Annotated in this window: 15 protein-coding genes; 1 reads left to right on the forward strand and 14 read right to left on the reverse strand. The window is 43.9% G+C overall.

The features are described 5' to 3' along the window. Entirely contained in the window at nucleotides 1–2,679 is a 2,679-nt protein-coding gene (locus MPH60_RS14500; RefSeq protein ID WP_241591301.1) for a calcium-translocating P-type ATPase, SERCA-type, read from the reverse strand. 422 nt (nucleotides 2,680–3,101) lie between these two features. Here MPH60_RS14500 and MPH60_RS14505 point away from each other — a divergent pair, with 422 nt between their 5' ends. Continuing rightward, the gene (locus tag MPH60_RS14505) at nucleotides 3,102–4,823 is read left to right on the forward strand and encodes an Rqc2 family fibronectin-binding protein (RefSeq protein WP_241591083.1); all 1,722 of its coding nucleotides are present in this window, start codon (nucleotides 3,102–3,104) and stop codon (nucleotides 4,821–4,823) included. Between the two features lie 46 nt (nucleotides 4,824–4,869). On the opposite strand, the gene pyrE is transcribed toward MPH60_RS14505, so the two are convergent. The 13 genes from pyrE to ileS all read right to left on the reverse strand — a co-directional run bounded on the left by pyrE (nucleotide 4,870) and on the right by ileS (nucleotide 21,119). Continuing rightward, nucleotides 4,870–5,505, reverse strand: a complete 636-nt coding sequence (gene pyrE / locus MPH60_RS14510; protein ID WP_241591081.1) for an orotate phosphoribosyltransferase — start codon at nucleotides 5,503–5,505, stop codon at nucleotides 4,870–4,872. Beyond that, the gene (gene pyrF, locus MPH60_RS14515; protein ID WP_241591079.1) at nucleotides 5,499–6,215 is read right to left on the reverse strand and encodes an orotidine-5'-phosphate decarboxylase; all 717 of its coding nucleotides are present in this window, start codon (nucleotides 6,213–6,215) and stop codon (nucleotides 5,499–5,501) included. Before pyrF ends, pyrE begins: the two co-directional genes overlap by 7 nt. After that, nucleotides 6,187–7,128, reverse strand: coding sequence for a dihydroorotate dehydrogenase (locus MPH60_RS14520; RefSeq protein ID WP_241591077.1), 942 nt, complete (start codon nucleotides 7,126–7,128; stop codon nucleotides 6,187–6,189). The genes pyrF and MPH60_RS14520 overlap by 29 nt, the downstream gene beginning before the upstream one ends. After that, nucleotides 7,125–7,904 (reverse strand): dihydroorotate dehydrogenase electron transfer subunit, encoded by a 780-nt coding sequence (locus tag MPH60_RS14525; RefSeq protein WP_241591074.1) that lies wholly within the window; start codon nucleotides 7,902–7,904, stop codon nucleotides 7,125–7,127. The genes MPH60_RS14520 and MPH60_RS14525 overlap by 4 nt, the downstream gene beginning before the upstream one ends. Next, complete coding sequence (gene carB / locus MPH60_RS14530) at nucleotides 7,901–11,107, reverse strand: carbamoyl-phosphate synthase large subunit (RefSeq protein ID WP_241591072.1); 3,207 nt, start codon at nucleotides 11,105–11,107, stop codon at nucleotides 7,901–7,903. The genes MPH60_RS14525 and carB overlap by 4 nt, the downstream gene beginning before the upstream one ends. After that, complete coding sequence (locus tag MPH60_RS14535; RefSeq protein ID WP_241591070.1) at nucleotides 11,086–12,192, reverse strand: carbamoyl phosphate synthase small subunit; 1,107 nt, start codon at nucleotides 12,190–12,192, stop codon at nucleotides 11,086–11,088. The genes carB and MPH60_RS14535 overlap by 22 nt, the downstream gene beginning before the upstream one ends. Beyond that, entirely contained in the window at nucleotides 12,189–13,475 is a 1,287-nt protein-coding gene (locus MPH60_RS14540) for a dihydroorotase (RefSeq protein WP_241591067.1), read from the reverse strand. Before MPH60_RS14540 ends, MPH60_RS14535 begins: the two co-directional genes overlap by 4 nt. Next, nucleotides 13,438–14,373: an aspartate carbamoyltransferase catalytic subunit gene (locus tag MPH60_RS14545; protein WP_241591066.1), complete on the reverse strand. Its 936-nt coding sequence runs from the start codon at nucleotides 14,371–14,373 to the stop codon at nucleotides 13,438–13,440. Before MPH60_RS14545 ends, MPH60_RS14540 begins: the two co-directional genes overlap by 38 nt. A gap of 197 nt (nucleotides 14,374–14,570) precedes the next feature. Beyond that, nucleotides 14,571–15,860 carry a solute carrier family 23 protein gene (locus MPH60_RS14550; protein ID WP_241591063.1) on the reverse strand — a complete coding sequence of 430 codons (1,290 nt, stop codon included), beginning with the start codon at nucleotides 15,858–15,860 and terminating at the stop codon, nucleotides 14,571–14,573. Between the two features lie 176 nt (nucleotides 15,861–16,036). Continuing rightward, on the reverse strand, nucleotides 16,037–16,579 hold the full coding sequence (gene pyrR / locus MPH60_RS14555) for a bifunctional pyr operon transcriptional regulator/uracil phosphoribosyltransferase PyrR (protein ID WP_241591299.1): 543 nt from the start codon (nucleotides 16,577–16,579) through the stop codon (nucleotides 16,037–16,039). 196 nt (nucleotides 16,580–16,775) lie between these two features. Then, entirely contained in the window at nucleotides 16,776–17,693 is a 918-nt protein-coding gene (locus MPH60_RS14560) for an RluA family pseudouridine synthase (protein ID WP_241591061.1), read from the reverse strand. Then, the gene (gene lspA / locus MPH60_RS14565; protein ID WP_101224594.1) at nucleotides 17,686–18,156 is read right to left on the reverse strand and encodes a signal peptidase II; all 471 of its coding nucleotides are present in this window, start codon (nucleotides 18,154–18,156) and stop codon (nucleotides 17,686–17,688) included. The genes MPH60_RS14560 and lspA overlap by 8 nt, the downstream gene beginning before the upstream one ends. 194 nt (nucleotides 18,157–18,350) lie before the next feature. Next, on the reverse strand, nucleotides 18,351–21,119 hold the full coding sequence (gene ileS, locus MPH60_RS14570; RefSeq protein ID WP_241591297.1) for an isoleucine--tRNA ligase: 2,769 nt from the start codon (nucleotides 21,117–21,119) through the stop codon (nucleotides 18,351–18,353). Nucleotides 21,120–21,204 lie beyond the last annotated feature (85 nt).

Below are 21,204 nucleotides of genomic sequence, written 5' to 3' on the forward strand. Positions count from 1 at the left end.
TCATTGTGCTTTTCTTGCTAAAAAGGTTCCAGCCAGTAAAAAAGTTGGTATGGATGCCATCCCTATTACTAATAGCCAATCCCTTCCCGAAATCGGTACTGTATGAAAGATGGTTTGTAAAGGCTGCACATACATGACGGCTACCATCAATAATAGGGAGGATAATACCGCCCCCACTAGATAAAGGTTACCAAATGGATTTCTCGAGAAGATCGAACGTTCACTCCGGCAATCGAATACATGTATAAGCTGAGCCAGCACCAAGGTAGCGAACGCAATCGTTTGTGCATAAGCAAGGTTTTCCGGATTTGCACGATATACAACATAAAATGCGATCAATGTAGAAACCCCGATCAGGAAACCGCGTGAGATGATCTTCCAGCCAAGCCCTCTTCCAAAAACACCTTCATTGGCATTTCTTGGATTTCTTTTCATTACATCTTCTTCGGCGGCATCCAGGCCCAACGCCATCGCGGGCAGTCCGTCAGTTACAAGGTTCACGAATAAAATCTGGATTGGTATCAAAGGTAAAGGCAAGGCACATAACATCGCAAAAAACATGACCAAAATCTCCCCCACATTGGAAGCAAGCAGATAACGGATGAACTTCCTGATGTTTTCATAAATATTCCTGCCTTCTTTGATGGCTGATTTAATTGTGGCAAAATTATCGTCAACCAATATCAAGGAAGAAGCTTCCTTTGCTACATCAGTACCCGTGATGCCCATGGATATACCAATATCCGCTGATTTTATTGCAGGGGCATCATTGACACCATCCCCTGTCATTGCAACGACATGTCCTTTATTTTGCAAGGCTTTTACGATTTTTAACTTATGTTCCGGGGACACGCGGGCAAATACCGAAACACTTTCAACAACTTCCTCAAGTTCCCCGACATCCATGTCGGCCAATTGCCGTCCTTCAAGTACACGGTCTTTTCCTTTTAAAATACCAAGTTCTTTAGCTATTGCCTTTGCGGTTATTACATGGTCGCCAGTAATCATGACAGTTTTGATCCCGGCATCCCTGCATTCCTTAACTGCCTGCTTCACCTCCGGACGCGGGGGATCGATCATACCCTGCAGTCCCATGAAGGTCAAATTGCGCTCAGCTTCGGTTTCTTGAAGCAAAATCGTTCCTTTTGAAAGGGGTTTATAACCAACAGCAATCATTCGAAGTGCCTGCGAGGCAAGCTCATTCATGTCCTGCTGTACCCTTTCCTTACTCTCCCGATTTAATATTTCCGACCTTCCTTCCCAAAGGATCGTATCGGACTGGGCGATCAATACGTCAGGGGCCCCTTTTGCGATGACAAAATGATTATCTTTATCATCCTTCACTATGACACTCATCATTTTGCGGCTCGAGTCAAATGGAAACTCCTTGACTATCGTAAACCTCTTGGACAGATGCTCCCTCGTCAACCCTGCTTTCATTGCCGCGACCAACATCGCCCCTTCTGTCGGATCACCGTCTAAAATATATCGTTTACCATTCTCCTTTAACTCAGCTTTGTTACAGAGCATGCCAAATGTAATTATTTGCAGCAATGCATTATGGTTTCTGGGGGCAACCGAAACTCCCTCTAAAGAAAACTCTCCGACAGGTTTATAACCAGTACCGCCGACATCCCAAGTTTTCCCTCCACTCCAAACCTTTGTCACCGTCATTTTGTTTTGGGTCAGTGTTCCTGTCTTATCCGAGCAAATCACCGTTGCGCAGCCCAGCGTTTCTACGGCAGGAAGTTTGCGGACAATCGCTTTTTGTTTGATCATACGCTGAACGCCTAAAGACAAGGCTACGGTCACAATGGCTGGCAAGCCTTCGGGAATCGCCGCAACAGCCAATGATACCCCGGCCAAAAACATCGTATAGAGGTCATGCCCTTGAATGACACCAGTCAGGACCACAATTACAGTTAATATTAAAGCCGTGACGATCAAAATTTTGCCTAGCTGCTCCAACCTCCGCTGAAGCGGTGTTTCTTTTGTTTCTGCAGTCTGCAGGAGATCCGCAATCTTGCCCATCGCCGTATTCATACCTGTAGCGGTTACGATTCCGACTCCATTTCCTCTTGTCACCATCGTTCCCATAAAAGCCATATTTTCCTGATCACCGATACCTTCAACTTCATTCATCAATGGATCGGAACATTTAACGGCCGGGAGTGACTCGCCGGTAAGTGCAGACTCTTCTATTTCAAGGCTTGAATGGTCGACGATCCGTAAATCGGCACCAATTCGGTCACCGCTCGAAAACTTCAGGATATCCCCCACAACGACTTCTTTCGATTGGATTTTCAACCACTGTCCACCACGAAGCACGTTAACTTGCGGCGCAGCCATTTCCTTTAGGGCATCCAAGGATTTTTCTGCCTTCCGTTCTTGAAAAAAACCAAGTAATCCATTCAAAAAAACAATCGCCATGATGGCAATCGCATCGATATATTCACCCAATATCCCGGAGACCAATGTCGCGGCAAGTAAAACGATGACCATGAAATCTTTGAATTGGGCGAAGAATAAAAGAATGGCAGACTGTTTTTCTCCTTCCTTCAATTCGTTAAAGCCATGCTTTCGCAGCCTGTCCTTTACTTCATCATCGTCCAAACCGTGTGTAACGTTTGTTTGAAGCGCTTTCTCCATTTCTTGATTATTCATTTCCTTGAACTCCATCAAGTATCACACATCCCTTTGAATAGAATGAATTAGGCTCCTGTATACATCTCAACAGGCGCTTTTTGCTATACCCATCCAACACCTGCCTGCTTACCGATACATAAAACAACCTGCTCTTCTTCCATGATTATTCAGACTCGTCCAAAATAATGCTATAATTAAACAGAATTGCGGAAAGAAGAACGATGCGGATAATATAATGAATGAACGAGAGCTAATCATGATGGATGATCAAATTTAGGATCAATCTCAGGAACCTATAAAAATAGCATCCATTCAATATTCCCGAACAGCAGCTTCAGCTTTTCACCCAGTTCGCTTAAATTTGTGATTAGCTAAAATGTGGAGTCCTGATGCACTGATAACGCTTAGCAAAATGAGTATCTTAGAAAATCTTATGTAAAGGAAGTAAAAATAGAATGTCATTTGATGGATTATTTACGAAAGCGATGACGGAAGAAATCGCTTCTATATTAAAAGGTGGACGAATCAATAAGGTACATCAGCCTTATAAAAATGAAGTAATACTGGTTGTTCGTGCTGGAGGTAAGAACCATAAGCTCTTATTGTCAGCCCACCCAAGTTATTCGAGGGTGCAAATGACCGAAGAAAGCTATGAAAATCCCAAAGAAGCACCCATGTTCTGCATGCTTCTTAGGAAGCACCTCGAAGGCTACACGATAGAAAATATTTATCAATATGAACTTGATAGGATGATCATTTTTGAAGTGAAGGGCCGCAATGAGCTTGGTGATGTCTCCCAAAAGCAGTTAATCATCGAAATCATGGGGCGTCACAGCAACATTGTTCTAGTCGATAAAGAACGGAATATGATTTTGGACAGCATTAAGCATGTTTCACATGCAGTAAACAGCTATCGCGCGATATTGCCTGGCCAGGAATATCTGGCCCCACCCGCACAAGAAAAGAAGAATCCCTTCGAGGCTTCCGAGGACGATATCAGGAAGAATATCGACTTCAATGCAGGAAAGCTGGATCGACAGCTTGTTGCCCATTTTTCCGGAGTTTCACCATTAGTTGCAAAGGAAGCCGTCTACCGGGCTGGACTTGCCAACAGCACGACCCTTCCTTCAGCATTTTTAAGTATTATTCAGGAAATCTCGGAGCAGCAGTATGCACCTTCGATCAAACAAGATGGAAATAAAGAAGTTTTTTATATGCTTTCACTAGAGCATCTGACTGGCACTCAACGAACGTTTTCTTCATTGAGCGAGATGCTCGACCGCTTTTACTTCGGAAAGGCAGAAAGAGATCGGGTTAAGCAAAAGAGCCAGGATGTAGAACGTTTCATTACGAATGAAATCGAAAAGAACTCAAAAAAAATCGGGAAGCTCGAACGTACATTAAAAGATACGGAACGCGGGGAACAGTATCAGTTGTTCGGCGAGCTGCTTACAGCTAATCTATATCAAATGAAAAAAGGCATGAAGGAAATTGAAGTCGTCAATTATTATGATGAAAATCAAAGTATGGTCACCATCCCGCTTGACCCTTTAAAAAATCCATCGGATAATGCACAAAAGTACTTCTCTAGATACCAAAAGTCCAAAAATGCAGTCGGAGTCGTCCAGGAACAAATCCAAAAAACAAAATTGGAATTGGCCTACTTTGAAGCCTTGCATCAGCAGCTTCAATCAGCGTCACCAAGAGATATAGAGGAGATTCGCGAAGAACTTCAGGAGGAAGGATACATTCGGCAAAAAAAGAAAAAAGGCATGAAAAAGCCTGCAAATGCAAAACCGCAGCTTGAAACATATTATGCTACAGATGGTGATCTCATTTTTGTCGGAAAGAATAATAAACAAAATGATTACCTAACCAACAAGTTTGCACGCCGTGATGAAATATGGCTTCATACTAAAGATATACCTGGCTCACATGTTGTGATTCGAAATGAATCGCCAAGTGAAGAAACGATAAAAGAGGCAGCCGTATTAGCAGCTTTCTACAGTAAAGCTAAGCAATCGAGCTCAGTGCCCGTTGACTTCACACAAGTTCGCCATGTTAAGAAACCGAATGGTTCCAAGCCCGGGTTCGTGATCTATGAGCAGCAGCAGACCGTATATATTACACCGGATGCCGATACCGTCATACGCTTAAAGGAAGCGGTAAAGGAGTAAAAAAATAGAGTTGGCCCAATACTCCGTGATTGGGCCAACTCTATTTTCATGCTGAAATCCAAGCTGTATCAGCAGGATTCTCCCGCCATTTTTTTAGCTTTTCCAATTCATCTGCCGTGATGTACCCTTTTTCATTAGCGACTTTTATCAAAGTCGAGTAGTCACTCAATGAATGGTTAATAATGCCCTCAGCATCGAATTTTTCTTTTCCCTTTTCCAATTCATAAGTAAAGATCGAAACGACCCCTAGAACATCACAGCCTGCTTCCTTCAGCGCGTTAACAGCAGTAATTACACTTCCGCCGGTTGAAATCAAGTCTTCCACAACCACCACTTTTTGTCCTGGAACGGCGCGGCCTTCGATTTGATTGCCCTTACCGTGCTCCTTGGCTTTGGATCGAACATAGCACATCGGTGCATTTAATTTTTCACTCACCCAAGCTGCATGCGGAATGCCGGCAGTTGCTGTTCCTGCAATCAGTTCAGCCTCAGGGAAGTGCTGTTCAATCAATCCTTTCAATCCTTCCGCTATTTCATTGCGAACCTCCGGGTATGAAAGGGTTAAGCGGTTGTCACAATAAATGGGTGATTGAATTCCAGATGCCCAAGTAAATGGGTCATTCGGCTGTAGGTACACTGCTTTTATTTTCAATAGATGTTGTGCGATCGTATTATTTAACATGATATTCCCTCCCAAGCTGCTTTCATATCCAAATAAGCCCTTAATGGATCCTCCGCCCCCGTTATCGCTCTTCCTACAACGATGGCATCCGCTCCAAATTCCCTAGCCTGTTCAGGCGTGGCAATTCTCTTTTGATCATGCGTCTGTCCTCCTGCATTTCGGATACCAGGTGTGACCGTTAAAAATTCATGACCAATGCGTTCATGTATGTTCTTTACTTCATGGGTGGAACAGACGACGCCATCCAATCCTGCCTGTTTAGTAAGTTTTGCATAATGGAGGACCGAATCCTCCAGAGATCCGGCAATGTTTTGCTCAACATTCATTTGTTCTTGTGACGTGCTCGTCAGTTGGGTAACCCCTATGCATAATGGACGCTTTTTACCAGCGGACGTTCCCTTATCAAGGCCTTCGATGGCTGCTTCCATCATCATTTGGCCACCCGCCGCATGTACATTGACCATGTCGGCACCTAAAGTTGCCAATCCTGTCATGGCCATTTTGACCGTATTCGGAATATCATGAAGCTTCAAGTCCAAAAACACATCGTGGCCTTGCTCTTTTACGAAAGAGATGATGGATGGTCCATTCTGATAAAATAATTCCATTCCCACTTTTACAGCCAGTTTTTCCGAGTTGAACTGTTTTAGGAATTTCTCCGTTTGAATGAAGTCAGGGAAATCAAGAGCGATAATTAGTGACTGTTTCATTCTGCTTCCAGCTCCTTCCGGTACATTCTGAAATATGGTCAAATCCCAGCTCATCCAACAATTTCGGTAATTCTTCAATGATGGTCGGGCAAACAAAGGGATCCACGAAGTTCGCGGTTCCCACCGCTACAGCACTGGCACCCGCATAGAAAAATTCAATGACGTCTTCCGCTGTAGCGATGCCGCCCATTCCGATTATTGGAATCGACACTTGCTGGCTTACCTCATAAATCATCCGGAGCGCAACAGGTTTTATTGCAGGACCAGATAAGCCGCCTGTTCTGTTCGAAAGGATCGGTTTACCAGTCTTTAAATCCAACCTCATGCCGACTAATGTATTTATCATTGTCAGCCCGTCGGCCCCGCCTTCTTCTACAGCTTTGGCCATTTCCACAATATCACTGACATTCGGTGATAGTTTCACATATACAGGAACGGAAGATACTTCCTTGACCGCCTTGGTTACCTCTTTGGCAACTTCAGGTACCGTACCGAAAGCTATGCCTCCTTCTTTTACATTCGGACAAGAGATATTCAATTCAAGTGCTTTTACATTCCCAACCTTGCTTATTTCACTGGCAACCTTTACATAGTCAGCTATTTGCGAACCTGCAACGTTGGCGATGATGGGAACATCATACCCACCTAGCCAGGCCAGTTCTTCATTGATGACCTTTTCTAAACCTGGATTCTGCAGACCGATGGCGTTCAGCATTCCCGAAGAGGTTTCCGCAACACGCGGAGTTGGGTTACCGAACCTCGGCTCAGGAGTGGTCGCTTTGATCATGATCGCCCCAAGAATATCCAAGTCGAAGAATTGACTGTATTCACGGCCGAATCCAAAGCATCCAGATGCTGGCATGACTGGGTTTTTCAAATGTAATCCTGGTAATTCAACTGAAAGCCTGCTCATAGTACCACCTCTCCTGCCCGGAATACGGGTCCATCGCTGCATACCTTTTTATAACTGAATCCAGTTGGATCATCCCCTGTATGACACACGCAGGCAAAGCATGCACCGATGCCGCAGCCCATCCTTTCCTCGAGGGACAGATAAAGCTTTTTCTCACGATAGCCCGCTTCCAACGCTCTTAACATTGGTGTAGGCCCGCAGGAAAAGATCGTTGCAAACTCTTGCTCCAGGTTGTCTATTACAGTCGTAACAAATCCTTTTGTCCCATATGAACCATCCACCGTGGCTATATGAGTATCACCTAATTCACTGAATTCTTTTTCGTAAAAGATGGCTGACTTGGTCTGGAAGCCCAATACATGGATTACCTTAACACCTTGCGCAACCAGCATCTGTGATAGTTGGTACAGGGGCGGGACACCAATCCCGCCGCCAACCAATAATGCCGTTTCTCCCTTTTTGGCCTCATGAACGGGAAATCCGTTGCCAAGGGGTCCAAGAATATCAACCGCTTCCGCCTCTTTACGCTGTGATAACAGCGTCGTTCCTTTTCCTTCAGCCCGGTATATCATCGTGAACTGTTTTTCACTGCTGTTGTAAGAAGAAATTGAAATCGGGCGTCTTAACAATGGCTCAGTGCCTTCTGTTGTCTTGACCTGGACAAACTGGCCTGGTTGATTCATCTCTGAAACCAATTCACCTTGCAAAGTAAGTTCAAAGATGGATGGGGCCAGCTCCTTGTGATTTAACACCTTCATTCTTTCCTTCTTGATCATATATAGCTCACCTCACGACTTTTTTCCGTTTTTCCCATTGCTTCTGCTGAGAAGGTCATGGATTCTATCACTCTTAAAATAGCTTCTGCCGTATCAAGTGATGTTAAGCATGTCACTCCATTTTCAACCGATTCACGTCGGATTCTGAAACCATCCCGGGCAGGCTGCTTGCCTTTTGTCAAAGTATTTATGACAAATTGCGCCTCCCCGTTCCGGATAACATCCAGCAGGTTTGTACCTTCTTCGCCAATTTTACCGACAATCGCAGTCGGGATGCCCGATTGCTGCAATAGGGCCGCAGTTCCGCTAGTGGCTATCAGCTTGAAACCGATATTATGGAAACGTCTTGCTAAAAGCAGCGCTTCTTGCTTATCTTTATCCGATATCGTCAATAACACCGAACCATGCCCCTTAATTTTGAAGCCGGAAGCGACCAACCCTTTATATAAAGCCTTTTCAAGGGTGCTGTCTTTCCCCATCACTTCACCAGTCGATTTCATTTCAGGTCCGAGAGAAATATCCACGCCCCTTAATTTTGCAAAAGAGAAGACCGGCACTTTCACAAAGACCCCAGTTTGTTCTGGCACTAGCCCAGAGTTGTAGCCTTGGCTTTCTAGTGTATGTCCCAAGATGACCTTCGTGGCTAAGTTAGCCATCGGCACATTCGTAATTTTACTTAAGAATGGAACGGTCCGGCTCGAACGCGGATTTACTTCAATTACATAAACTTCTTCATTGCTGATGACATATTGAATGTTCAAGAGACCAATTATATTCAAGCCTTTTGCCAATCGGGTCGTATAGTCGATGATTACTTCTTTTTGTTTTTCCGTTAAATTTTGCGGCGGATAAACTGCAATCGAATCACCTGAATGGACACCGGCACGTTCGATATGCTCCATGATTCCAGGGATAACGACCGTTTCACCATCGGAAATGCCATCGACTTCGATTTCCTTACCCGTTAAGTAGCGGTCTATCAGGACAGGATGATCTGGATTTATTTTCACGGCATTTTTCATGTAATGCAGCAATTCTTCTTGTTTATAGACGATTTCCATCGCTCTTCCTCCGAGAACATACGATGGCCTTACTAAAACAGGGTAACCAATATCTTCAGCGATGACGATCGCTTCATCAACCGATGTTGCGGTTTTACCCTTTGGCTGCGGAATGCCTAAATCCTTAAGTGCTTTTTCAAATTTATTGCGATTTTCCGCCCTATCCAGGTCTTCAAGTGAAGTACCAAGGATTTTCACTCCTCTTTCAACAAGACCATCTGCAAGGTTGATTGCTGTCTGTCCGCCAAACTGGACGATGACCCCTTCCGGTTTTTCCAAATCGATGACATGCATGACATCTTCAATAGTCAATGGTTCGAAATAGAGTTTGTCGGAGATACTGAAATCCGTCGAAACTGTTTCGGGATTGTTGTTGATGATGATCGCTTCATATCCCGCTTCTTTTATGGCCCATACCGAATGTACGGTTGCATAATCAAACTCTACTCCTTGCCCGATCCGAATTGGACCTGATCCCAGAACAATGACACTTTTCTTGTCGGTCACGATGGATTCATTCTCATCTTCATATGTCCCATAAAAATACGGTGTTTCCGATTCGAATTCGGCAGCACATGTATCAACCATTTTGTAAACAGGGATGATTCCTTGCTGTTTCCGGTACTCATAAACGTCAATTTCGGGTACTTCCCATATTTCTGCGATCGTTTTGTCAGAAAACCCTAGTTCTTTAGCCTTTTGCAATACTTCACAATCAAATGAATGTTCTTTAAGCTGCTTTTCAAAGTCGATTATCTTTTTCAATTTATGCAAGAAGAATAAATCGATCTGGCTCCATTCGTGGATGGTTTCGATCGTTTTGCCCCTTCTTAAAGCTTCACCGATATAGAATAACCGTTCATCTCCGGCTTTTCGGATCCGTTTCTCTATTTTTCCATCCTCAAACTCGTCATTCAAGTTAAGATGGTATATACCCGCTTCAAGGGAACGGACAGCTTTTAAGATGGATTCCTCGAATGTACGGCCGATTGCCATGACTTCTCCGGTCGCTTTCATTTGGGTCCCGAGTCTACGGTTGGCGCTTTCGAACTTATCGAAAGGCCAGCGCGGAATTTTCGTAACGACATAGTCCAGTGCCGGTTCAAAGCTGGCATAGGTTTTGCCAGTGACAGGGTTCATCATTTCATCAAGCGTCAAACCAACGGCTATCTTTGCTGCCAGTTTTGCAATTGGATACCCAGTTGCTTTTGAAGCAAGTGCCGAAGAACGGCTGACCCTTGGGTTCACTTCAATGACATAATATTGATAGCTGTTTGGATCTAGCGCAAGCTGAACATTACATCCACCTTCAATTTTCAAGGCGCGGATAATCTTCAAAGACGTATTTCGAAGCATTTGATACTCTCTGTCACTTAATGTTTGGCTTGGTGCCGCAACTATTGAATCACCTGTATGGACACCGACAGGATCGAAGTTTTCCATATTACAAACGACTATTGCATTATCATTGGAATCACGCATCACTTCATATTCCACTTCTTTGAAACCGGCAATGCTCTTCTCAAGCAGACATTGGTGAACCGGACTGCTTTTCAGGCCACCCTCAACGATCTCGATAAGCTGCTCTTCGTTTTCACAAATCCCACCGCCTGTTCCGCCAAGCGTGAAGGCTGGACGAACAATGACCGGATAGCCGACTCGTTCAACGAATGTATAAGCTTCTTCCAAGTTATGAATAATGTCGCTGTCAGGCACTGGTTCCCCAAGATCGTTCATTAGCGTACGGAAAAGGTCACGGTCCTCCGCTTGTTGGATTGCAGAAAGTTTGGTCCCAAGAATCTGGACATTGCATTCTTCCAGGATTCCTGATTCGGCAAGCTCAACGGCCATGTTCAAGCCAGTCTGTCCGCCCAAGGTAGGTAACAGTGCATCCGGGCGCTCTTTACGAATGATTTTGCTGACAAATTCCAATGTGATCGGTTCGATATAAACCGCGTCAGCCATTTCAGTGTCTGTCATGATTGTAGCAGGGTTAGAGTTAATCAGGATCACTCGATAACCTTCTTCTTTTAAGGCTATACACGCTTGGGTTCCTGCATAATCGAACTCGGCGGCCTGTCCGATGACGATCGGACCGGAACCAATTACTAGGATGCTTTTTATATCAGTGCGTTTTGGCATGTTTTTTCCCCCTTGTTGGTTGCAGCTTCAATCATTTGTAAGAATTCATTGAATAAGTAGTTGGCATCTTCCGGACCTGGTGATGCTTCCGGGTGATATTGTACGGTGAAAGCCGGATACTTTTTATGGCGCAGACCTTCAATCGTATCGTCATTCAATGCTGTATGTGTCACAATAAGATCTGTACTTTCTATGGAAAGCTCTTCAACTGTATATCCATGATTTTGAGATGTGATGGATACCTTTCCGGTACGAAGGTCCCTAACCGGATGATTCGAACCTCGATGGCCGAATTTTAATTTTGCCGTATCCGCCCCGTTTGCAAGTGCGAATAATTGATGTCCTAAACAGATTCCGAATAACGGCACTTGCGTTTGGATTGTACGGATCATTTCGAGCGTCTCATGAACACTTTTCGGATCTCCAGGACCATTCGAAAGCATCACGCCATCCGGATGATATTGCATCACTTCTTCGGCCGTGACGTTATAAGGCACAACCACGACATCACAGCCGCGCTTCGTCAACTCACGTAAAATCCCATGCTTCATGCCGTAGTCTACAAGGACTACCCGCGGTCCTCTGCCCGGGCTGGAATAAGGTGCTTTTGTTGAAACCTGTTTTACCTGATTAGAAGGAATCACCGTTGCTTTCAATTGGGAAACCACTTCACTTGCATCTTTATTGATATTGCAAAGCGCCCCTTTAAGTGCACCCGATTTCCTGATGATTCTTGTCAGCTTTCTCGTATCGATACCGCTTATTCCAGGTATGTTCTTCATTTTCAGATATTCATCTAGTGATAATTGGTTTCGCCAGTTGGAAGGAAGTTCTGCTGTTTCCTTAACGACGAATCCTGATATGGCTGGATTTATGGATTCAAAGTCATCCCGGTTTATCCCGTAGTTCCCGATTAATGGATACGTAAGTGTAACGATTTGACCGCAATAAGATGGATCCGATAGAATCTCTTGGTACCCCGTCATTCCTGTGTTAAAAACGACCTCACCTATTTTTTCTACGTCCCCTCCGAATGCTTCCCCAAGGAATACTGTCCCGTCTTCTAAAATTAGCTGTCTTTTCATCCTTGAACACGTCCTTTTTCCCAAGCTATTTTACCTTCTGCAATCGTCATGACTGGCCAGCCATAACATTTCTTTTCATTAAAAGGTGTATTTTTCCCTTTTGAAGCAAACTCTTCAGCATTGATTTCTTTTTCCGTTTCCAAATCGATGAGCACGATATCCGCAATAGCGCCTTCCTTTAGCTCTCCATAAGGAAGGGAGAAACTTTCAGATGGTTTGATTGTCATGAAATCGATCAATTGCTTTAATGTTATGATGCCCTTTTTAACCAATTCGGTGTAAAGCAGCGGAAAGGCCGTTTCCAATCCTACTATTCCGAAAGGAGCCAGCTGCATCCCCTGCGCCTTTTCTTCTGCCGCATGCGGGGCATGGTCTGTAGCTATAAAATCGATGGTTCCGTCAAGCAGTCCTTCAATCAACGCGTCGCGATCTTCACGGCCCCTTAATGGCGGGTTCATTTTATAATTCGTATCAAGTCCCGGTATATCATCTTCACACAATAATAAGTGATGCGGTGTAACTTCGGCAGTAACTCGGATACCTGCTCGTTTTGCATCCCTTACCGTCCTTACCGATTCCTTCGTTGATATATGGCACACGTGATAATGGCAGTCCGCCGCTTCTGCAAGAAGGATATCCCGGGCAATATGTACAGCTTCACATACGGACGGAATTCCATTGATCCCCTGTTCTTTTGAGAATCTTCCTTCATGGACGGAGCCTTTATTGATTAAGCTATTGTCTTCACAATGAGCAACTATGGCCATATCTTGAGCGGCTGCCCGTTTCATCGCTTCCAGCATCATTCCGGCTTCTTGAATTCCTACGCCATCGTCCGTAAAGGCGAAAGCACCCGTTTGTTTTAATGAAGAAAAGTCGGTCAGCTCCTTGCCTGCTTCCCTAATCGTAATGGATGCATATGGGAGTACCCTGACATGAGCCGTTTCTTCAATTTTCCTGTTAAGCGCCTCAAGGTTCTCCACTGTATCAGGAACTGGCCTTGTATTCGGCATCGCCGCCACCGTAGTGAAACCGCCTCTTGCCGCTGCAAGCGTCCCGCTTGCGATTGTTTCTTTATGTTCACCGCCCGGTTCACGTAGATGGACATGCAGGTCAACAAATCCTGATGTAATAAGTAACCCTTCAGCGTCAACTACCTTACAATTTTCCGTTGCCAAGTTCTCGCCGATTTTTGTAATGACCTTGCCTTCCATTTCAATGTCCGCTTTTTTGAATGAGTTTTGATTATCTAGCAATACTCCATTTTTGATTACTGTTTTCATGAATGTTTCCCCCTTCAAATTGTTCAAGCACATTTTTTAATACGGCCATTCTAATGAACACGCCATTCTCCATTTGTTTGAAAATTCTTGAGCGGCTGCATTCGACTAGATCACTGTCTATTTCAACACCGCGGTTTATTGGTGCAGGATGCATGATGATTGCATCCGGTTTCATATTTTTTTCACGTTGTTTGGTCAGGCCAAAACTTTCCAGATAATCTCCATTTGCCTGATCGTATTTTTCAACATGCCTTTCATGCTGTATTCTGAGCAGCATCACCACATCCGCTGTTGCTACCGCATGATCGATGTCTTCATACCTTCCTAAACTGTTTGTTGTGTCAAACCATTCAGGCGGACCCGAAAATACGACATTCGCTCCTAAACGGGTTAATGCTTCTGCATTCGATTTTGCAACCCGACTATGCATCACATCACCGATTATCGCAATCTTCAGACCTTTGAAACTTTTAAACTCTTGTTTTATCGTCAATAAGTCCAGTAATGATTGGGTTGGGTGATTTCCGCAGCCATCCCCTGCATTGATTATTGGAATCCCGATCTTCTCATTCAATTCGTCAAAATAATTATCCTGTTCATGACGGATGATCAAGGCATTTACACCTATTGCTTCTAACGTTTTAACAGTGTCATATAAAGTTTCGCCTTTTAACACGGATGATGTACCCGCATCAAAAGGAATGACCTCGAGTCCCAGTTTTCTTTCAGCCATTTCAAAGCTTGATTTTGTACGTGTGCTTGGTTCAAAGAAGAGATTGGCAACTGTAGTCTGTTGCTTTGGATTCCAGCTGGATCCATTGGCAAAACCCTCTGCCTCATGTAAAATTCTTTCAATATCAGTCAAAGTCAATTCTTTCATGGTCAATAATTTTTTCATCGATCCTGCTCCTTTCACATTTGTGATGCGGGGCATAAAAAACACCCCGCCATTAAGGACAGGGTGTAGGTCATAAAGATTGTGAGGACACGGAATGGTTTACACTTCATCCCGTTCTCATTCACCTTTACAGCAACACCCTTTTAAGCCTCTCTGGACTTCTTTTAAAAGGTGATTTATTTTTTTGATGCAGTATCTTATTTTTCAAATATATCTCCGGATACTTTTTCCCGGTCCGGAAGAATCAAGTTAAGAAGGATTCCGACGATGGCTGAAAGTGCCATTCCGGAAAGCGAAACCGTTTCCGATAGCTGTACGAACGCTCCTCCGATTCCTAACACGAGGATGACTGAAGCTATCATCAGGTTTCTTTTCTTGTCAAAATCAACCTTGTTATCAATCAGCATCCTTAATCCGCTTGATGCGATGATACCGAAGAGCAAGATGGAAATGCCGCCCATCACCGCGCTGGGTATCGAGCTGATCACTGCTGAAATCTTACCGTTAAAGCCGAAGATGATTGCAGTTAATGCTGCCCCGCCGATGATATACACACTATACGCTTTTGTCATCGTCAGGACCCCGATATTTTCACCATATGATGTCAGCGGAGGACCGCCGATGAAGGAACCAATCATGATTCCTGCTCCATCTCCTAAAATCGAGCGATGCAAACCGGGCTTTTCCAAAAAGTTTCTGCCAACTACTTTGCTCAGTACCATTTGGTGACCAATATGTTCTGATAAAGTTACGATGGCGACGGGTACCATGATGGCAATGACCTCCCATGAGAAGGTCGGTGTATAGGTTACATATGGCAACATGAAGTCAGGCATTTCCCACCATTGTGCTGACTTGATCGGTTCATAATCTATTATTCCTGCAACAGCCGAACAGGCGTAACCCACGATGATTCCCATTAAAATCGGGATCAAGTTAATGAATCCTTTAAAGAATACGTTACAGATGATGGTTACCGCTAAGGTGATCAGCGCTATAACTATATATGTGACGCTGTATTTATCTTGTGGATCATACATTGCCATGTCCACGGCCGTTCCGGCAAGGCTTAATCCGATTACGATGATGACCGGGCCCACCACAACCGGTGGAAGTATATTCATTAACCAGCGCAATCCGACTTTTTGGATAATCAATGCTACTATCCCATATATGAACCCTGCTGCAAAACAGCCGATCATGGCTGCCTCCGGACCGCCTAGTGCCTTTGCCGCGATGATTGGCGTAATGAAAGCGAAGGATGACCCGAGATAAGCTGGTATCTGACCTTTGGTTATCAATAAGTATGAAAGTGTGCCCAATCCGCTTGAAACCAGTGCTACCGCCGGGCTTAACCCTACCAAGAACGGCACCAGCACCGTTGCACCGAACATGGCGAACAAATGCTGGATGCTTAACGTTATCCACTGGCCAGCCTTTGGAACGTCCTCAACATCCAATACGATGTCCCTTTTTGTTTCTTCCATTTCCGTATCCCCCTCATGAAAATTCCATCAAAACGGCAAAAACCCTCTTTGCATTTTACAAAGAGGGTTTCTCAGAAGGCGAATGCCTATGCATAGGCATAGCTCTCCCGATTGACTCCCCTTTGCCAGCCTCTCTGGACTGTCTTTAAAAGGGTAATATGAAATTTTCATGTTGTTTAGTTTTCTAATATAGTAACTTGATCTACTTCATCTACTTCTGTTAACGTGACTGTAATTTTTTCAGATTGGGAAGTCGGAACGTTTTTGCCGACGAAATCCGCGCGAATAGGCAATTCCCTATGTCCCCTATCCACTAATACGGCAAGCTGGATTTGCGAAGGTCTTCCCAAATCCACCAGAGCATCCATTGCCGCTCTAACGGTTCTGCCTGTGAAAAGAACATCATCCACTAAAATCACTTTCTTGTCGGTGATATTGACCGGAATGTCTGAACCTTTTACGATGGGTTCCCCATCATTAGTCTTTTTCGAAAGGTCATCGCGATAAAGTGTAATATCCAGTTCACCCAGTTCTATTTCCTTGCCTTCTATTTGATTGATGCGCTTTGCAAGTCGGTCAGCGAGGAAAATCCCGCGTGTACGTATCCCGATTAAGACGCAATCTTCTATACCCTTATTTTTCTCAATAATTTCATGGGCTATTCTCGTCAAGGCTCTGCTAATGGCCTTCTCATCAAGTACTATGGCTTTCTCATTCAACACGTCGGCCACCCCGATTCCATTTTTCTGATAGGTCAATTTCAACAAAAAATCCTCATGCCAAGAAGGCATGAGGATTTTATCGCCATGGGCATAATTATCCCATTTTGCGTATCCGTTTCCTTCTCAGTCTCTCTGAACTGTGTTAAAGGTTCTTATTAAGTTGTTCTTATAATATATCAGAAAAACGAATTTGTCAATCCTTACTTCTACGTAATTGATTAATTAGATTTTCAAACTCTTCCGGAATCGGAGCTTCGAATTCCATATACTCATTTGTACGAGGATGAATGAAACCCAAAAGACCTGCGTGCAATGCTTGTCCATCTAATTTCAGGGTTTTTTTCGGACCATATTTCGGATCACCTGCTAGCGGGAAGCCAATGTATTTCATGTGAACACGGATTTGATGTGTCCTTCCTGTTTCAAGCTGGCATTCGACTAAAGTGAAATCCTTGAAGCGTTCGATGACCCGGAAATGCGTGACAGCATTTTTGGCATTCGAATCTGTGACAGTCATGCTTTGGCGATCTTTTTTATCGCGGCCGATCGGTGCATCGACCGTTCCGAAGTCATGAGGGATCACACCATGAACTACAGCTTGATACTTACGGGTAACCGTTTTGTCAACAAGCTGCTGTACCAGTTTTTCATGTGCCATATCATTTTTGGCAACCATCAATAGACCTGATGTATCTTTATCGATTCGATGGACGATTCCAGGCCGCATGACACCGTTAATTCCAGAAAGGTCCTTGCAGTGAGCCATCAATCCATTTACAAGCGTGCCAGATACATGTCCAGGTGCCGGATGGACGACCATTCCGCTCGGTTTATTAACCACAAGTACATCTGCATCTTCATAATAGATATCCAAATCCATTTCCTCTGCTACCGCATCCAATTCCTCAAGATCAGGAATCGTCACTTCGATTGTATCGCCAGGAACAGCTTTGTAATTCGTCTTTATCGCCGTGCCATTTACCAAAACATGATCATCCTTAATCCATTGCTGGACCTGAGTACGTGACCATTCCTCATTCAAAGTGGAAAGAGCCTTATCAATCCTAACTCCTTTTAGTGTTTCATCGATGCTGTATAACCTTTTATCCATTATCTTTCTCCTTAGCGTTTTTTTCTTCTAAAAACATATGAATCACGAGCAGTCCGACACCAATTGATAGCGCAGCATCAGCAACATTAAATACCGGGAAACTGTAGCTGAAAATATAGGTATGAACGAAATCCACCACTTCCTGACGAACAACACGATCGATGAAATTACCAATCGCACCGCCTAGCATGAGAGCAAGTGCAGCTCCAAGCAAAACGCTTTCCTTCGCCATTTTCTGAATATAATAGACAAGTCCAATAATGACAGCGATGGTGATGATGTAGAAAAACCACATTTGACCTTGCAGAATTCCCCATGCTGCCCCACGATTACGATGCGAGGTGATATATAGAAGGTTTTCAATAATTTCAATGCTTTCTCCGTACTCCATTTTTTTCACAATCATCCATTTTGTCAGCTGATCGAGAGCTATGACCAAAAGGGCAATCAAATAATAAAACACATTTTTTCCCCCAAACTAATCAAATCTTCACTTTTGAATTGTAGCATAAACTAGAAATAATGACTAATCCGAAAAGCAGAATCTGCTGTCGGTACCTGAAGAATATAGGGGATATTGGATAAAGACAATTCCCTATGGAGGTTTTACACAAAAAAGCCGGCCCTTCATAAAGGGACCGGCTTTCCTTTTTTGAATTATTGATTCACGTAATGCTCTTTCACGACTGTAGCGCAACGCGGGCAAAGTGTCGAATGTTCTTCCACTTGACCTACTTCCTTCGAAACATTCCAGCAACGTTCACACGTTTCACCTTCTGCTTTTGTAACAAGGATCGCTATATCCTCAAGCTTAACCGCCTCTGCCGGGGCACTTGCCACATCACCAGCGATTTCGAATTCGGATACGATGAATAGCTGTTCAAAGCTTTCCTTGATGCCATCAAGCAGGTTTTTCGTTTCTTCATTAACATAGACCATCACTTTAGCGTTCAGTGATTTTCCGATGACCTTTTGGTTACGGGCTTCTTCTAATGCTTTAAGTACATTATCACGGACATCCATGAACGCCGTCCATTTTTCCTCAATGACTTCAGCATCATCAATGGAAATTTCTTCAGGCATCAATGTCAACTGTACACTTTCTTCCGTTACACCCGGAATGAACGCCCATACTTCATCAGCTGTATGAGAAAGGATCGGTGACACCAATTTCGTTAAGCTGACCAATGATTCGTAAAGGACCGTTTGAATGGCCAAACGCTCTTTACCATTTGGTGCTTCACAATAAAGAATGTCCTTTGCATAATCGAGGTAGAACGAACTTAAATCCTGTGTACAGAAATTATTGACCATATTATAAATAGTAGCAAACTCATAATTTTCATAACTTAACTTCGACTGTTTGATCAGTTTATTCAATTTAACCAGCATGTATCGATCGACTTCAGGCAATTCTTGAACTGCCACTTTATCGGTTTTTGGATTGAATCCATCCAAGTTCCCTAACAGGAAGCGGAAGGTATTACGGATCTTACGGTAAACTTCCGAAACTTGTTTTAAAATAGGATCGGAAACCCTGACATCCGATTGGTAATCCACCGAAGCTACCCAAAGTCGCAAGATATCCGCTCCAAGTTGGTTCATGACCTTGGATGGCAACACAACGTTCCCAATCGACTTACTCATTTTACGGCCTTCGCCATCCAATGCGAACCCGTGGCTAAGTACACCTTTATATGGCGCTTTGCCTGTAACCGCAACACTTGTTGAAAGTGATGAGTTAAACCAGCCGCGATATTGATCGGAACCTTCTAAATAAAGGTCAGCAGGACGCTGCAAGTCATCTCTTTCTTCAAGTACCGCTTGATGGGAAGAACCGGAATCGAACCATACGTCCATGATATCCGTTTCTTTCGTGAATATCCCATTCGGGCTGCCTTCATGTGTATAGCCTTCAGGCAAAAGATCCTTCGCTTCACGCTCAAACCAGATGTTTGAACCGTGTTCGCGGAATAGGTTTGAAATATGGTCGATTGTTTCATCCGTAATGATCGGCTCGCCATTTTCTGCATAAAACACAGGAATTGGCACGCCCCAAGCGCGTTGGCGGGAAATACACCAATCCCCGCGGTCACGGACCATATTGAATAGGCGCGTTTCGCCCCAAGCCGGTACCCATTTGGTTTCTTCAATCGCTTCCAGAAGCTCACTGCGGAAGTCTTTGATTGACGCGAACCATTGTGCGGTTGCACGGAAGATCGTCGGCTTCTTCGTCCGCCAGTCATGTGGGTAAGAGTGCGTAATGAACGTCAAGTTCAATAACGCGCCTACTTCAGTTAATTTTTCGGTAATAGGTTTATTCGCTTGATCATAAAATAATCCGGCAAATTCCCCTGCCTCTTCCGTCATGACTCCTTTTTCATCTACAGGACAAAGTACGTCCAAGCCATATTTTTGCCCAATGATAAAGTCATCTTCACCATGGCCAGGTGCCGTATGAACACAGCCCGTTCCAGCTTCAGTCGTTACGTGCTCACCTAACATCACTAAAGATTCGCGGTCATATAGAGGATGTTTGGCAACAGCACGGTCCAACTCACTACCTTTCACCGTTTTTTCGATAGACGGGTTTTCCCAGCCTAATGTTTCCGTTACCGATTCAAGCAGTGCCTCAGCAAGTAAGAATTTTTCATTTTCGACAGCCACTACTACGTAATTTAATTGCGGATGCAATGAGATACCAAGATTGGCAGGAATCGTCCATGGAGTTGTCGTCCAGATGATGATTTTGACGCCTTCATCGATTACGCCTTTGCCATCTGTGACTTCAAAAGCAACATAGATCGACGCAGAGCGTTTGTCTTGATATTCAATTTCAGCCTCGGCTAGCGCTGATTCACTTGATGGGGACCAGTAAACAGGTTTTTTGCCTTTATAAATGTAGCCTTTTTTCGCCATTTCACCGAATACTTTAATTTGCTGTGCTTCATATTCAGGCTTTAAAGTGATATAAGGATTTTCCCAATCACCACGGACCCCTATTCTCTTAAACTGCTCACGTTGATTGTCAATCTGACCATAAGCATACTCTTCACAAAGCTTTCTGAATTCAGCAACGCTCATTTCTTTCCTTTTCACGCCTTTTTTCGTCAATGCCGTTTCGATTGGAAGCCCATGTGTATCCCAGCCAGGTACATACGGTGCTTGAAAACCGCTCATCGATTTAAATCGGACAATGAAATCCTTTAAAACCTTATTCATTGCATGGCCCATATGGATATCGCCGTTGGCATATGGAGGTCCATCATGCAAAATGAATAAAGGACGTCCTTCCGTTTGTTCTTGCACTTTTTTATAGATGTTCATTTCTTTCCATTTTTCTTGGATTTCCGGTTCACGTTTCGGTAAATTCCCCCGCATTGGAAATTCAGTTTTAGGCATCAATAAGGTATCTTTGTATTCCATCATAAAATCCTCCATCCGTCTTTTTAAAAAATTCATTCGAACCGATGACTTGATATCCGGCCAAAATAAAAAGCCCTCTCATCCC

This window comes from Peribacillus sp. Aquil_B1 (genome assembly GCF_022603275.1).
GTDB lineage: Bacteria > Bacillota > Bacilli > Bacillales > DSM-1321 > Peribacillus.

What these genes read in the sequence shown, in the direction of transcription:
- MPH60_RS14545 (WP_241591066.1), bottom strand. Translation starts at nt 14,373, where the DNA reads ATGAAAAAATTATTGACCATGAAAGAATTGACTTTGACTGATATTGAA.
- MPH60_RS14505 (WP_241591083.1), top strand. Translation starts at nt 3,102, where the DNA reads ATGTCATTTGATGGATTATTTACGAAAGCGATGACGGAAGAAATCGCT.
- MPH60_RS14500 (WP_241591301.1), bottom strand. Translation starts at nt 2,679, where the DNA reads ATGGAGTTCAAGGAAATGAATAATCAAGAAATGGAGAAAGCGCTTCAA.
- MPH60_RS14540 (WP_241591067.1), bottom strand. Translation starts at nt 13,475, where the DNA reads ATGAAAACAGTAATCAAAAATGGAGTATTGCTAGATAATCAAAACTCA.
- pyrF (WP_241591079.1), bottom strand. Translation starts at nt 6,215, where the DNA reads ATGAAACAGTCACTAATTATCGCTCTTGATTTCCCTGACTTCATTCAA.
- MPH60_RS14560 (WP_241591061.1), bottom strand. Translation starts at nt 17,693, where the DNA reads ATGGATAAAAGGTTATACAGCATCGATGAAACACTAAAAGGAGTTAGG.
- MPH60_RS14535 (WP_241591070.1), bottom strand. Translation starts at nt 12,192, where the DNA reads ATGAAAAGACAGCTAATTTTAGAAGACGGGACAGTATTCCTTGGGGAA.
- MPH60_RS14525 (WP_241591074.1), bottom strand. Translation starts at nt 7,904, where the DNA reads ATGATCAAGAAGGAAAGAATGAAGGTGTTAAATCACAAGGAGCTGGCC.
- pyrE (WP_241591081.1), bottom strand. Translation starts at nt 5,505, where the DNA reads ATGTTAAATAATACGATCGCACAACATCTATTGAAAATAAAAGCAGTG.
- carB (WP_241591072.1), bottom strand. Translation starts at nt 11,107, where the DNA reads ATGCCAAAACGCACTGATATAAAAAGCATCCTAGTAATTGGTTCCGGT.
- MPH60_RS14520 (WP_241591077.1), bottom strand. Translation starts at nt 7,128, where the DNA reads ATGAGCAGGCTTTCAGTTGAATTACCAGGATTACATTTGAAAAACCCA.
- ileS (WP_241591297.1), bottom strand. Translation starts at nt 21,119, where the DNA reads ATGGAATACAAAGATACCTTATTGATGCCTAAAACTGAATTTCCAATG.
- MPH60_RS14550 (WP_241591063.1), bottom strand. Translation starts at nt 15,860, where the DNA reads ATGGAAGAAACAAAAAGGGACATCGTATTGGATGTTGAGGACGTTCCA.